This window comes from Rathayibacter sp. PhB151 (genome assembly GCF_004366415.1).
GTDB classification, from domain to species: Bacteria; Actinomycetota; Actinomycetes; order Actinomycetales; family Microbacteriaceae; genus Rathayibacter; species Rathayibacter festucae.
The window spans coordinates 177,737-190,435 of record NZ_SOEN01000006.1 but is presented as its reverse complement, the minus strand read 5'-3'; the positions used below and the strand labels follow the sequence as shown (position 1 = coordinate 190,435).

Genomic DNA, 12,699 nt, shown 5'->3' with positions numbered 1-12,699 from the left:
CAGAGCGAGCAGTGCCGACGGGCCGTCGCTGCGCGACGAGATGTCAGGGAGGCCGCCGCTGTGCGGGTGGGTGGGTCTCGATACGCCCCTGCGGGGCTACTCGACCAGCATGCGCGCGGGCGGCCCTTCCCCGTGGACCCGCCCGCCGGAACGACGAAGGGCCGCCCACCGAGGTGGACGGCCCTTCGCGGAAGCGGGTGCTACTCGGCCGGGGCGTCGACGCCAGGCTGCACGGTCGGGGTGGGCAGCGCCGTCTGCGCCGGGTCCGGCGTGGGCGTGAGGGTCGGGCTGGCCGACGGGGCCGGGGTCAGCGTCGCGTAGGCCTCGAGGGCGTTCGTCAGGATCGGGACGAGCAGCTCCTCGCCCTCCTCCGAGCCGTACTGGAAGTACACGGGGAACAGGCTGCCGGGGATCGTGTCGAGGCCCTCCATGGTGACCGACTCGGTGCTGCCCGGGCGGACCTCCGTGCGACCGGGGACCGCGTCCACCGTGTCGCTGGTGCGGCCCGTGCTCGCCTCGTACTGCACCTCGACGCTCACCGTCTCGTCGGTGTCGTTGACCAGGGAGACGACCAGCGTGCCGGTCTCGCCGTCCTCGGAGATGATCATCGCGTTGCGGATGGCGAGATCGCCGATCGTCGCACCCACCCCGTCGCTCGGGTCGTAGATGGCCCGCGTCGCCTGCGGGGCGACCAGGTTGCAGCCGGCGGTGGCGAACGCGACGCCGACCGCGAGAACGACGGATGCAGCGATGCGCGCCTTCACGGGTTCCTCCAGATCATCGGCTCCGCCCGCCCCGGACAGGGCGGAATCGAGGTGCAGGAGCCGGAAAAAGACTAGCGCAGCCTCGTCGGCGTCCCGGCCGGGCTGCCCCTCCTCCCGGCCGCTGCTACTGTGACCGGCGGCGAAAGGACGTCCCGTTGAACACCGTCACCGGATCGGCGCCGACCGCGGCCGTCGTGATCGTCGCCGCCGGCAGCGGCACCCGCCTCGGGCGCGAGCTCCCCAAGGCCTACGTCGAGTGCGCCGGCGTCACCATCCTCGAGCGCAGCCTCCGCACGGTCCTCACCCTCGCCGAGCCGGTCCAGGTGGTCGTGGTGGCACCGGAGTCCCTCGTCGAGGAGACCGCCGAGCTCTGCCGCCGCGCCGCCGGGTCCGCCGTCGAGGTCCTCGTCACCGCCGGCGGATCGACCCGCCAGGACTCCGTCGCCCGCGGACTCGCCCTCCTGCACCCGGGAGTCGCCACCGTCCTCGTGCACGACGCCGCCCGGGCCCTCACACCCGTCGCGCAGTTCGAGCGCGTCCTCGCGGCCGTCCGCTCGACCGGCGGCGGCGCGATCCCGGGTCTGCCCGTCACCGACACCATCAAGCTGGTCGGCGCCGGCGCGGCGATCCTCGACACGGTCGACCGCTCGCAGCTCGCCGCCGTGCAGACGCCGCAGGGCTTCCCCCGCCGCCTTCTCGACGAGGCCTACGCCGCCGCCGGCCGGGAGTTCACCGACGACGCCGCCCTCCTCGCCGCCCACGGCCGCGGCTCGGTGGTCGTCGCCGGCGACCCGCTCGCCTTCAAGATCACCACGCCCTGGGACCTCGCCCGCGCCGAGCAGCTGCTCGCGCCGCCGCCGTCGTCCGCGGTGCCGCGGGTCGGCATCGGCACCGACGTGCACGCCTTCGACGACGCGTCACCGCTCTGGCTCGCCGGACTGCACTGGCCGGGGGAGCGCGGACTGTCCGGGCACAGCGACGGCGACCCGGTCGCGCACGCGATCTGCGACGCCCTGCTCGCCGCGGCGAACCTCGGCGACATCGGCTCCCGCTTCGGCACCGACGACCCCCGGTTCCAGGACGCGCACGGCGAGGTCTTCCTCCGCGCGACGCGCGAGCTCGTCGAGGCGGCCGGCTTCACGATCGGCAACGTCTCGGTCCAGCTGATCGGCAACCGCCCGAAGTTCTCCCCGCGGCGGGACGAGGCCCAGCAGCTGCTGTCCGCGCTCCTCGGCGCCCCGGTCAGCGTCGCCGCGACGACCTCGGACGCGCTCGGCTTCACCGGGCGCGGCGAGGGGGTCGCCGCGACGGCCACGGCGCTCGTCCTCCCCACTCCCGGATCCGCGCACTGATCCACCGCGCCAGCCCGCCGCCCGGCCGCGCCCGCCCCGCCCGGTAAACTCGCGGCGTGACTCTGCGACTGCACGACTCGAAGGCCCAGGCCCTCGTCGACTTCGTCCCCCTCCGCGAGAACGAGGTCGGGATGTACGTCTGCGGACCCACGGTGCAGTCGTCGCCGCACATCGGGCACCTGCGCTCCGCCCTGGTCTACGACCAGCTGCGCCGCTGGCTCGCCTACCGCGGCTATCGGGTCACCCTCGTCCGCAACGTCACCGACATCGATGACAAGATCCTCGCGATCGCCGAGCAGGCCCGCCGCGCGGCCGGCGAGGGCGAGCCCTCGGAGCAGTGGTGGGCGCTCGCCTACCGCGTCGAGCTGGAGTTCACCGCCGCCTACTCCGCGCTCGGCATCCTGCCGCCCACCTACGAGCCGCGCGCCACGGCGAGCATCGCCGAGATGGTCGCGCTCGTGCAGCGCCTGATCGAGCTGGGCCACGCCTACCCCGCTCCCGACGACTCCGGCGACGTCTACTTCGACACCCGCTCCTGGCCGGACTACGGCGCGCTCACGCACCAGCGCCTCGAGAGCATGGAGGCGGCGACCGACGCCGACCCGCGCGGCAAGCGCGACCCGCACGACTTCGCGCTGTGGAAGGGCATGAAGCCCGACGAGCCCGAGTCCGCCTCCTGGGCCTCGCCCTGGGGGAGGGGCCGCCCCGGCTGGCACATCGAGTGCTCCGCGATGTCGACCAAGTACCTCGGCACCCAGTTCGACATCCACGGCGGCGGGCTCGACCTGCGCTTCCCGCACCACGAGAACGAGCTCGCCCAGTCCAGTGCCGCGGGCCACGCCTTCGCCAGCTACTGGCTGCACAACGGCCTCGTGTCGGTCACCGGGCAGAAGATGAGCAAGTCGCTCGGCAACTCCGTCTTCGCCTCCGAGCTGCTCGACTCCGCCCGCCCGCTGGTCGTCCGCTACTACCTCGGCTCCGCGCACTACCGCTCGACGCTCGAGTTCCACGACGGCGCGCTCGAGGAGGCCGAGGCGGCGCTCGAGCGCATCGAGGGCTTCCTCGACCGCAGCCGACGGCGCCTCGAGGGCACCCGCTTCGCCGCCGTCGGCGAGCCGGTCGTGCCCGACGAGTTCGCCGAGGCGATGGACGACGACCTCTCGGTCCCGCAGGCCATCGGCGTCCTGCACGAGACCGTGCGGGCCGGCAACGCCGCCCTCGACGCGGAGGACCTCGGCACGGTGTCCGCGCTGCGCACCCAGGTCCTCGCCATGGCGTCGGTCCTCGGCATCGACCCGGAGGCCCCCGAGTGGGCGCGCTCCGACGACGAGCCCACCTACCGGGCCCTCACCGTGCTCGTCGACCGCCTGGTCGCCGAGCGGCAGACCGCGCGCGAGCAGCGCGACTGGGCGGCCGCCGACCGCATCCGAACCGATCTCGCTGCTGCGGGAATCACGATCGAAGACACCCAGACGGGTGCGCATTGGAGTCTCGATGGCGAATAAGCCCGGCCGCCCAGGAGCGGTCCGCAAGAAGAGCAAGGGCAAGGCCGTCGGTTCCGGCGGTCAGGGCCGCCAGGCCCTCGAGGGCAAGAAGCCCACACCCAAGGCCGAGGACCGGCCGTACCACCCCGCGGGCAAGGCGAAGCTGGCGCGCGAGCGCTTCGTCGCCGCCGGCGGCAAGGGCCGACCCGGAGCGGCGCTGAACGGCGCGGCCCGCGGCCAGGGCCGTCCGGCCCCGTCGCGGAAGCCCAAGAGCGGCGACGAGTCCGAGATGGTCACCGGCCGCAACTCGGTCCTCGAGGTGCTGCGCGCCAAGATCCCCGCGACGACGCTCTACCTCGCGACGCGCATCGAGATGGACGACCGGGTCAAGGAGGCGCTCAAGCTCGCCACCGCCCGCGGCATCCCCGTCCTCGAGGTCATGCGCCCGGAGCTCGACCGCCTCGCCGGCCCGGACTCCGTGCACCAGGGCCTCGTGCTCAAGGTCCCGCCGTACGAGTACGCGCACCCGAGCGACCTGCTCGAGCGCAGCGTCTCCCGCGGCGTCGTCCCGCTGTTCGTCGCGCTGGACGGCATCACCGACCCGCGCAACCTCGGCGCGATCATCCGCTCCGTCGCCGCCTTCGGCGGACAGGGCGTCATCGTGCCGCAGCGCCGCTCGGTCGGACTGAACTCCGCCGCCTGGAAGACCTCGGCCGGAGCCGCCGCGCGCGTGCCCGTCGCGATGGCGTCCAACCTCACCGCGATGATCAAGGACTACAAGCGCGACGGCGTCTTCGTCATCGGCCTCGACGGCGACGGAGACACCATGCTCCCCGGCCTCGAGCTCGCCGACCGCCCACTGCTCGTCGTCGTCGGCAGCGAGGGCAAGGGCCTCTCCCGCCTCGTCACCGAGCAGTGCGACGCCGTCGTCTCCATCCCGATCAGCGCCGCCACCGAATCGCTCAACGCCGGCATCGCGGCGTCGGTCGCGCTCTACGAGATCTCCAAACTCCGCGCCGCCTCCGAGTAGCACAGGCAGCGCGGGCGCCGGCACGGCGATCTGCGGCGTTGTCGTCGGGCGCGATACCGCCGGTATCGCTTCCTCCTCCGCCTTGCAGCTCACCGCGCCGGCACCCGCGCTGACGCCGGGGGAGGAGCAGGGGGCGCCGCCTGCGGCGAGCGGCGGCTGAGGGGCGCCGCCTTCGGCGAGCGGCGGCTGAGGGGCGCCGCCTTCGGCGAGCGGCGGCTGAGGGCGCCGCCTTCGGCGAGCGGCAGCTGAGGGGCACCGCCTTCGGCGAGCGGGGGAGCATGCTGATCGGCTACCGCCGAGCAAGGGGCGCTTCATGCTGATCGAGGAGGCCGCGGAGCGGGCGTATCGAGATCCGCGTCCGCAGCCGCCGCAGACGATGAAGGGCTCGTGCCGGATCCGGGATCCGCACGAGCCCTCCGGCGTGCCGGGTCAGACGTTCTTCATCCAGTCGACGTCGGCGTCCTCGTCGGTCAGCTCGGCGTCACCCGCGCCGTCGATGACCAGGTTCGGCAGGGTGATCGCCTCGGTCGGCGGGGCGATGACGGTCGCCTCGTCGCGGCGGTGGCGCAGGATGTCGTTCACGTAGGCGGTGACCGCCTCCGCCAGCGGCACGTCGCGTGCCTGCTGCTGCGACATGAACCAGCGGTGCTCGAGCAGCTGGTGGAACATCTCCGCCGGCTCCAGCCGCCCCTTGAGGTCGCGCGGGATCGAGCGGATGACCGGCTCGAACACCTGCGCGAGCCACTCGTGGGCGACCATCTCCTCGTCGAGCCCCTGCTTGTCGTAGGTGGCCGTGTAGGAGTCGAGGTCGTTCAGCAGGCGGCGCGCCTGGTTCTCCTGCGCGTCCAGCCCGGTCAGCCGCAGCAGCCGGCGCTGGTGGTGACCCGCGTCGACGACCTTCGGCTGGATCCGCACGGTGGAGCCCGCCTCGTCGGTCTTGATCGCGAGCTCCTCGATGTCGAAGCCCAGCTCGTTGAGCCGGTTCACCCGGTCGTTGATGCGCCAGCGCTCGGAGGTCGAGAACGACTCCGCCCCGGTCAGCTCCTTCCAAAGACTGCGGTACGCGGCGACGATGCCGTCGGACACCGTGATCGGGTCGAGGTCGTCGTCGACGCGTCCGCCCGCCTCGAGGTCCAGCAGCTCGCCGGCGATGTTGACCCGGGCGATCTCGAGGTCGTTCTCGCGCTGGCCGTTGGAGAGCCCGCCCGAGTAGAGCTGCCCCGTCTCCGCGTCCACGAGGTACGCCGCGAAGGCGCCGGCGTCGCGCCGGAAGAGCGTGTTCGAGAGCGAGACGTCGCCCCAGAAGAAGCCGATGACGTGCAGGCGCACCAGCAGCAGCGCCAGCGCGTCGACGAGGCGGGTGGCGGTGTCCGGGCGCAACGTCTGCGAGAACAGCGCGCGGTAGGGGAGCGAGAACTTGAGGTGCCGCGTGACCAGCACGGCGGGCAGCTCGTCGCCCTCGTCGTCGGTGCGGTTCGTGATCACGGCGCCCGGCACGACGCACGGGACGTCGAGCCGCTGCAGCGTCTTGAGCATCTCGTACTCGCGACGCGACATCTCGGCCGTCGTCTCCTTCACGGCGACGACGTGGCCGGAGAGGTGCGCGAAGCGGACCGTGTGCCGCGAGATGCCCTTGGGCAGCGCGGCGATGTACTCGTCGGGCCAGTCGTTCAGCCGCAGGTTCCACGGCAGATCGAGGAGAGCGGGATCGACCGTGGCCGAGGTGATGTTCAGGGAGCCGGACATGGCACGCCGTTCGTGTCGTGAGTCGGACGGTGGAGGGGCCCGAACGAATGCTGCCGCCGCCTCGGAGGAGACGGCGGCAGCGTGTGCGCGGGGGCGGAGCCTAGGAGAGGCGCAGTCCCGACTCGCCGTCGAAGATGTGCACGCGGTGGTTCGCGGTCACGTAGACGCGGTCGCCCGCGGTCGGGTGCACGCGGCCGTCGACGCGCGCGACGATGTCGGTGCGGCGACCCTCGACCTCGGTGTGGCCGTAGAGGTAGCCGTCCGAGCCGAGCTCCTCGATCAGGTCGACCTCGATCGGCAGGCCGCCGGGCTGGGTCGAGACGGTGACGTCCTCGGGGCGCACGCCGAGCGTGACGACCTTCTGGGTGGTCTTCGCGAGCGCCTCGCGGGCGATCGGGAGGACCGTGTCGCCGAACTTGACGCCGCCGTCGGTGACGTCCGCGTGGAACAGGTTCATCGCGGGCGAGCCGATGAAGCCGGCCACGAAGACGTTGTTCGGGTTCTCGTAGAGGTCGCGGGGCGTGCCGACCTGCTGGAGCAGTCCGTCCTTGAGGACCGCGATGCGGTCGCCCATCGTGAGCGCCTCGGTCTGGTCGTGGGTGACGTAGACCGTGGTGATGCCCAGGCGGCGCTGGAGCGTGCCGATCTGCGTGCGGGTCTGGACGCGGAGCTTGGCGTCGAGGTTCGACAGCGGCTCGTCCATGAGGAACACCTGCGGCTTGCGGACGATGGCGCGACCCATCGCGACGCGCTGACGCTGGCCACCGGAGAGGGCCTTCGGCTTGCGGTTGAGGTAGGGCTCGAGGTCGAGCATCTTCGCGGCCTCGAGGACCCGCGCGGCGCGCTCGTCCTTGTTGATGCCGGCGATCTTGAGCGCGAAGCCCATGTTCTCGGCGACCGACATGTGCGGGTAGAGCGCGTAGTTCTGGAAGACCATCGCGATGTCGCGGTCCTTCGGCGGAACGTCCGTGACGTTGCGGTCGCCGATCAGGATGCGGCCCTCGTTGACCTCTTCGAGGCCGGCGAGCATGCGCAGGGAGGTGGACTTGCCGCAGCCCGAGGGGCCGACGAGGACGAGGAACTCGCCGTCTCCGACCTCGAGGTTCAGCTTGTCGACCGAGGCACGCGTGGCCCCGGGGTAGACGCGGGACGCGTTGTCATAGGTTACGGACGCCATTGTTCTTGCTCCTTCACCGGCAGGTACGTGCCGGACGATCCGAGTGAATGGAATTGACGGTCGTCGTCGCGTGGGCGACTCCGACCAACCGTCACAGTATGCCACGGAGCGCCGGAGCGGGGAGCCGGGGCTCGATGCCGGGCACCGGGACCCGGCGGTATCCGTCGTTTGGAGGTTTCCCAGGGCTCGCGCGTAGGATTCCGGCGAGTCGCAGCCCGGCGGCACTTCCCCTCTCATTCGGAGCGTTCTTGTCATGACCATCGGCGGAGCCAACGACCGTCTCTCGAAGAACCAGCGTCGAGAGGCCGCGCGCGAGAAGGCCCGTCGACTCCGCGAGCAGCAGAAGCGCCGCGACCGCGTCAGCCGCTTCGCCCTGCAGGGCGGTCTCGCGATCGTGGTGATCGCCATCGTCGCAGTCGTCGTCTTCGCCGTCACCTCGAGCATCCGCCCGGCCGGCCCGGGCCCCGCCAACATGGCGAGCGACGGCGTCGTCATCACCGAGGGCCTCGTCGCCTCGACCACCCCGGCGATCCCGGCCGACGGCACCCCGACCCCGAGCGTGCTCGACACCTCCACGGGCACCGTCGACATCCGGGTGTACCTCGACTACCTCTGCCCCTACTGCGGCCAGTTCGAGCAGACCAACGGCGACCAGATCAAGGAGTGGGTCACCAGCGGTGCCGCCACGGTCGAGATCCACCCGATCGCCATCCTGACCACCCGCTCGAACGGCACCAAGTACTCGGAGCGCGCGGCCAACGCCGCGGCCTGCGTCGCCGACCGGTCGCCCGACTCCTTCTTCGACTTCAATGCGGCGCTGTTCGCCGAGCAGCCCGCGGAGGGCACCGACGGCCTCTCCGACGACCAGCTCAAGCAGGCCGCCGCCGACGCGGGTGTCGAGGACGCCGCCGCGGTGAACTCCTGCATCGACGACCAGTCCTTCGTCAGCTGGGTGCGCGCGGCCACGGAGCGCGCCACCTCCGGCCCGCTGCCGGGCACCGAGGTCGCCTCCGTCTCGGGCACGCCGACGGTCCTCGTCAACGGCGAGGCGTACACCGGCTCGCTGACCGACGCGGACGCCTTCAGCTCGTTCGTGCTCTCGGCCGCCGCCGACACCTACTCCTCGGCCACGCCGACCCCCACGCCCGCCGCGGGCTAGGTCGCGGACCCGCCGAGACGGGTCGGAGCACACGAAGGGCCCCGGGAGACCGGGGCCCTTCGTCGTGCACCTCGGGAGGCCTGAGCCCGGTCGCCGCAGGGGGAGGCGCTGCGGGGAGGAGGACGGCCCGCGATCGCGCGACAGCCGATTCCGCGCCTCCGCGTCGGCCGCTCGCTCTCGTGGATAGGCTCACCCGATCTCACCGGGGGGCCGCCATGACCACGCCGCCGATCGTCGCGCCGGCGACCGCCAGGACGCCGATCTTCGAGGGCGTCCAGGCCCTGCGCTTCGTCGCGGCTCTGCTCGTCGTCATCACGCACGCCACGTTCTACGCGCACGAGCGCCTCGACGACTCGATCACCGTCTGGAACGGCGCCGCCGCGGGTGTCGACGTCTTCTTCGTCGTCTCCGGCTTCGTGATGGCGGTCACCGCGGGTCCCTTCGAGGTGCGGGGCGGCTGGCGGTTCTTCGCCGTCCGCCGCGTGATCCGGATCGTCCCGCTGTACTGGGTCGCCACGACCCTCAAGATCGCGTCGATCCTCGTCCTGCCCGGGGCCGTGCTGCACGCCGCCCTCACTCCGTGGACGGGAGTCGCGTCCTACCTCTTCCTGCCCGCCCGCAATCCCGACGGCGCGGTGGAGCCGCTCCTCGGCGTCGGGTGGACCCTCACGTTCGAGACGGCCTTCTACGCGGTCTTCGCCCTCGGGCTGCTCCTGCGGCGGAACGTCCTCGTGTTCGCGTCGACGGTCGTGCTCGTCGTCGCGTCCGGTCATCTCCTCCGCCCCGTCGAGGACTGGCCGGCGTGGGCGGTCTACTTCGATCCGCTCGTCCTGTACTTCGCGGTCGGCATGGCGATCGGGAGGATCGCCGGGCTTCCGCGCGCGCGTCGCGGCCTGCTCCTCGCGCTGGGCGCCGCCGCCGCGTTCACCGTCGTCGCGGCACTCGCACCGGAGGGGATCTCCTGGCAGCGCGACGCTCTCTTCCGGAAGGGGATCGTCACCGCGGCGTTCGTCGCGGTGGTCCTGGCCGAACCGCTCGTCCGGCGGCTCGCATCGCGTCGTGGCGCGGATCGCGTCCTCCGGCGACCGCTGCTCGCCCTGGGCGAGGCGTCCTACAGCCTGTACCTCTTCCATCCCCTGATCGGGCCGGTCGTGCCCGCCGCCCTGGCACTGATCGGCCTGCGAGCGGGAGTCCTCTCCGTGGTCGGCACGATCGCCGTCTCGCTGGTCGCCGGGATCGTGGTCCACCGCTGGGTCGAGAGGCCCCTCACGCGGAGGCTGCGAGGGCTGCCGTACGCCGGACTGCCGCCGGACGGCCTGAAGCAGCAGGGTGTCGTGGAGGAGCGGGCGGCCGATCGGCCGCTCACGAGACCGCCTCGGAGCCGACGACGGGACTTGAACCCGTAACCGCCCGATTACAAGTCGGGTGCGCTACCAATTGCGCCACGTCGGCAGGTGCGTCACCGCACCGGGCCACCCTATCGCGGGGCCGGAAGCCGTCTCGGCTCAGGCCCGCGGGGGCGGATCACGGCTCGAGGATGCTCAGGTGCCGCTCGGCCGGCGTCGGCCGCTTCGGCCCGCCGATCTTGCCGTCGGGGCGGCCGACGTACAGCCAGCCGAGGAGCTCCTCGCCCTTCTCCAGGCGGTGCGCCTTCCGCACGGCCTTGGCGCGGGTGTAGGAGCCGGTGCGCCAGAAGACGCCCCAGCCCGCCTCGTCGAGCAGCAGGCTCAGCAGGTGCGCGACGCCCGAGGCGACGGCCTCCTGCTCCCAGGCGGGCACCTTCGACTTCTTCACGCTCACGACGACCGCGAGGAGGAGGGAGGCGCGGTGCGTCTTCTCGATGTGCTTGCGCGCGTCCTTCTTGTCGCCGGACGCGGCGGCGAAGCTGCGCCCGATGCGGTCGCGCGCCGCCCCACGGATCTCGATGACCCGCCACGGCCGGAGCGAGCTGTGGTCCGCGAGCCGCGAGGCGGCCGAGACGTAGGCCGCGATCTCCTCGTGCCCCGGCGCCTCCGCGGTCACCTTCGAGCGGGAGCGCCGGGCCAGGACGGCCTCGAGCACGGGAGTCGCGGACACGGTCACTCGCCCTCGGTCGTGAAGTTCATCGCGATCGAGTTCATGCAGTAGCGGTCTCCCGTGGGCGTGCCGAAGCCGTCCGGGAAGACGTGGCCCAGGTGCGAGCCGCAGTTGGCGCAGCGGACCTCGGTGCGGACCATGCCGAGGGTGCTGTCCTCGATGAGCTGCACCGCGTCGGGGCGGATGGACTCGTAGAAGCTCGGCCAGCCGCAGCCGGAGTCGAACTTGGTGCCGCTCTTGAACAGCTCGGCGTGGCACGCCGCGCAGGTGTAGAGCCCCTCGCGGTGCTCGTCGAGCAGCTCGCCGGTCCACGGGCGCTCGGTGGCGGCCTGGCGCAGCACCGAGTACTGCTCGCGGTCGAGCTCCTCGCGCCACTCGGCGTCGGTCTTGTTCACGGAATACGACGACATGGGTCTCCCTAGGAATCCTGGTCAGTGTACGGGGGAGGGCGCTCCCCTCTCCTCTCGTAAACTCTCCGCCGTGCAGCTGAATTCCGTGATCTCGAAGGCGTGGAGCGAACTCACGACCGAGGAGGTCTACGCGTTCGCGCGGCTGCGGACCGACGTGTTCCTGCGCGAGCAGCGGGTCGACGACGAGGAGCTCGACGGCCGCGATCTGGAGCCGACGACGCGGCACTGGTGGATCGCCGACGAGCGCGGCACGGCCGCCTACCTCCGCACCCTCCGGGACGAGCGGCCCGAGCACCGCGACGCCCACCGGGTGATCGGGCGGGTGGTGACCCGGGCCGACCGGCGGGGCGAGGGCCTCGCCCACCGGCTGGTGAGCGCGGTCCTGGAGCGACACGGAGACGAGCCGCTCCTGCTCCACGCGCAGTCGTACATCGCGGGCCTCTACGCGCGGTCGGGCTTCGAGCCGTTCGGCGACGAGTTCGACGAGGCGGGCATCCCGCACATCGGCATGTACCGGAGCGCCTCAGCCGCCGCCGAGCCGTCCCTCCCTACCGTGGAGGGATGAGCAGGGCCACGGACGTCGAGCGCAGCACGGGCGCCGTCCTGTCCGAGCGGGATCGCCGCGTCCTCGAGTTCGAGGGCGAGTGGACGGCCCGCGCCGGGGACAAGGACGACGCGATCCGCGAGAGGTTCGGCCTCTCGGTCGCCCGCTACTATCAGGTGCTCAGCGCGGTTCTGGCCTCACCGGCCGCCCTCGCGCACGACCCGATGCTCGTCAAGCGGCTGCAGCGCATCCGCGACGGGCGCGCCGGCGCCCGCGCCGCGCGCCGCCTCGGGCGCCCCGAGTAGACGAGCTGCTCGGGCCCACGAACGGAAGGCCGGCCGTACCGACGATGACCACCACCGCTCCGAAGGACCGCTTCGACGAGATCCCGGCCACCGAGGGTCGCGTCGGCGCCCACCGTCGCCCGCCCGCCCCGCACGCCCGGGCGGTCGCGCTGGCCTGGGCGGCCCTGGCCACCGGAGTGATCGTGCTGCTCGGCTTCATCGGGCTGCTCGTGATCGACAACCGGGTGCAGTTCAACGACGTCTTCACGCCGCCCACCGGCATCGCCGAGACGGAGGCGACCCCCGCGGTGACCCCGACGGTCGACCCGGCCCTCGCGCTCGCGGTCCTGAACGGGACGGCGACGGCGGGCCTCGCCGCGAACGCCGGGGACGCGCTGGCCGCGGCGGGCTGGAGCGTGCCCACTGTCGCGAACGCGAACACCGAGGAGGAGACGGCCACGACGATCTACTACACCGACCCCGCGCTCGAGGGCGCGGCGCTCGGTGTCGCTCAGTCGCTCGGCATCGGCACGCCGGCTCTGACGCAGGACTTCGTCGAGACCGGATCCGTCGTCGTCGTGCTCGGCTCGGACTATCCGCCGCAGTAGCACGGCGGCGCGGACGCCCCCGGAGCACCCCCTCGGGGCGTGTCCCGGGGGCGTTCTGTTTCCGG

At 72.3% G+C, this 12,699-nt stretch carries 13 protein-coding genes and 1 tRNA gene; 8 read left to right on the top strand and 6 right to left on the bottom strand.

The genetic code is table 11. The annotated features are described in order from the left end of the window. Positions 1 to 200: 200 nt before the first annotated feature. Positions 201 to 764, bottom strand: coding sequence for a hypothetical protein (locus EDF35_RS01490; RefSeq protein WP_123733789.1), 564 nt, complete (start codon positions 762 to 764; stop codon positions 201 to 203). 155 nt (positions 765 to 919) lie between these two features. On the opposite strand from EDF35_RS01490, the gene ispD reads away from it, so the two are divergent. From ispD to rlmB, 3 genes are read left to right on the top strand one after another with little or no spacing between them, the layout of a single operon-like run. Next, positions 920 to 2,116 carry a 2-C-methyl-D-erythritol 4-phosphate cytidylyltransferase gene (gene ispD / locus EDF35_RS01485; RefSeq protein ID WP_243839810.1) on the top strand — a complete coding sequence of 399 codons (1,197 nt, stop codon included), beginning with the start codon at positions 920 to 922 and terminating at the stop codon, positions 2,114 to 2,116. A 56-nt stretch (positions 2,117 to 2,172) separates the two neighbouring features. Beyond that, positions 2,173 to 3,621, top strand: a complete 1,449-nt coding sequence (cysS, locus tag EDF35_RS01480; protein ID WP_123445157.1) for a cysteine--tRNA ligase — start codon at positions 2,173 to 2,175, stop codon at positions 3,619 to 3,621. After that, a complete protein-coding gene (gene rlmB, locus EDF35_RS01475) occupies positions 3,611 to 4,630 on the top strand; it encodes a 23S rRNA (guanosine(2251)-2'-O)-methyltransferase RlmB (protein ID WP_127885979.1) in 1,020 nt (339 codons plus the stop codon). Before cysS ends, rlmB begins: the two co-directional genes overlap by 11 nt. A gap of 429 nt (positions 4,631 to 5,059) precedes the next feature. On the opposite strand, the gene EDF35_RS01470 is transcribed toward rlmB, so the two are convergent. Both EDF35_RS01470 and ugpC read right to left on the bottom strand, forming a co-directional pair. Continuing rightward, the gene (locus EDF35_RS01470) at positions 5,060 to 6,376 is read right to left on the bottom strand and encodes a DUF4032 domain-containing protein (protein ID WP_133960542.1); all 1,317 of its coding nucleotides are present in this window, start codon (positions 6,374 to 6,376) and stop codon (positions 5,060 to 5,062) included. A gap of 100 nt (positions 6,377 to 6,476) precedes the next feature. Next, the gene (ugpC, locus tag EDF35_RS01465; RefSeq protein WP_123702257.1) at positions 6,477 to 7,553 is read right to left on the bottom strand and encodes a sn-glycerol-3-phosphate ABC transporter ATP-binding protein UgpC; all 1,077 of its coding nucleotides are present in this window, start codon (positions 7,551 to 7,553) and stop codon (positions 6,477 to 6,479) included. 253 nt (positions 7,554 to 7,806) lie between these two features. On the opposite strand from ugpC, the gene EDF35_RS01460 reads away from it, so the two are divergent. Both EDF35_RS01460 and EDF35_RS01455 read left to right on the top strand, forming a co-directional pair. Beyond that, the gene (locus tag EDF35_RS01460) at positions 7,807 to 8,712 is read left to right on the top strand and encodes a thioredoxin domain-containing protein (RefSeq protein WP_133960541.1); all 906 of its coding nucleotides are present in this window, start codon (positions 7,807 to 7,809) and stop codon (positions 8,710 to 8,712) included. Positions 8,713 to 8,927: 215 nt separating this feature from the next. After that, positions 8,928 to 10,118: an acyltransferase gene (locus EDF35_RS01455; RefSeq protein ID WP_133960540.1), complete on the top strand. Its 1,191-nt coding sequence runs from the start codon at positions 8,928 to 8,930 to the stop codon at positions 10,116 to 10,118. Here EDF35_RS01455 and EDF35_RS01450 read toward each other — a convergent pair. From EDF35_RS01450 to msrB, 3 genes are all read right to left on the bottom strand, one after another. Continuing rightward, positions 10,092 to 10,164 (bottom strand) — tRNA-Thr (locus tag EDF35_RS01450). The two genes, EDF35_RS01455 and EDF35_RS01450, sit on opposite strands and share 27 nt — an antisense overlap. Positions 10,165 to 10,236: 72 nt before the next feature. Then, a complete protein-coding gene (locus EDF35_RS01445; protein WP_123733794.1) occupies positions 10,237 to 10,794 on the bottom strand; it encodes a nitroreductase family protein in 558 nt (185 codons plus the stop codon). Continuing rightward, positions 10,791 to 11,198, bottom strand: coding sequence for a peptide-methionine (R)-S-oxide reductase MsrB (msrB, locus tag EDF35_RS01440; RefSeq protein WP_123445164.1), 408 nt, complete (start codon positions 11,196 to 11,198; stop codon positions 10,791 to 10,793). The genes EDF35_RS01445 and msrB overlap by 4 nt, the downstream gene beginning before the upstream one ends. A gap of 70 nt (positions 11,199 to 11,268) precedes the next feature. Between msrB and EDF35_RS01435 the strand changes: the two genes are divergently transcribed. The 3 genes from EDF35_RS01435 to EDF35_RS01425 are packed head-to-tail and all read left to right on the top strand — an operon-like array spanning position 11,269 to position 12,634. Then, a complete protein-coding gene (locus EDF35_RS01435) occupies positions 11,269 to 11,763 on the top strand; it encodes a GNAT family N-acetyltransferase (RefSeq protein ID WP_243582848.1) in 495 nt (164 codons plus the stop codon). After that, positions 11,760 to 12,047 (top strand): DUF3263 domain-containing protein, encoded by a 288-nt coding sequence (locus EDF35_RS01430; protein WP_123445166.1) that lies wholly within the window; start codon positions 11,760 to 11,762, stop codon positions 12,045 to 12,047. The genes EDF35_RS01435 and EDF35_RS01430 overlap by 4 nt, the downstream gene beginning before the upstream one ends. Positions 12,048 to 12,091: 44 nt before the next feature. Then, on the top strand, positions 12,092 to 12,634 hold the full coding sequence (locus EDF35_RS01425) for a LytR C-terminal domain-containing protein (RefSeq protein WP_133960539.1): 543 nt from the start codon (positions 12,092 to 12,094) through the stop codon (positions 12,632 to 12,634). The last annotated feature ends 65 nt before the right edge of the window (positions 12,635 to 12,699 follow it).

Excerpts from the sequence above, each read along its gene's own strand:
- rlmB (WP_127885979.1), top strand. The coding sequence starts at position 3,611 with ATGGCGAATAAGCCCGGCCGCCCAGGAGCGGTCCGCAAGAAGAGCAAG.
- EDF35_RS01470 (WP_133960542.1), bottom strand. The coding sequence starts at position 6,376 with ATGTCCGGCTCCCTGAACATCACCTCGGCCACGGTCGATCCCGCTCTC.
- ugpC (WP_123702257.1), bottom strand. The coding sequence starts at position 7,553 with ATGGCGTCCGTAACCTATGACAACGCGTCCCGCGTCTACCCCGGGGCC.
- EDF35_RS01460 (WP_133960541.1), top strand. The coding sequence starts at position 7,807 with ATGACCATCGGCGGAGCCAACGACCGTCTCTCGAAGAACCAGCGTCGA.
- EDF35_RS01455 (WP_133960540.1), top strand. The coding sequence starts at position 8,928 with ATGACCACGCCGCCGATCGTCGCGCCGGCGACCGCCAGGACGCCGATC.
- msrB (WP_123445164.1), bottom strand. The coding sequence starts at position 11,198 with ATGTCGTCGTATTCCGTGAACAAGACCGACGCCGAGTGGCGCGAGGAG.
- EDF35_RS01430 (WP_123445166.1), top strand. The coding sequence starts at position 11,760 with ATGAGCAGGGCCACGGACGTCGAGCGCAGCACGGGCGCCGTCCTGTCC.
- EDF35_RS01425 (WP_133960539.1), top strand. The coding sequence starts at position 12,092 with ATGACCACCACCGCTCCGAAGGACCGCTTCGACGAGATCCCGGCCACC.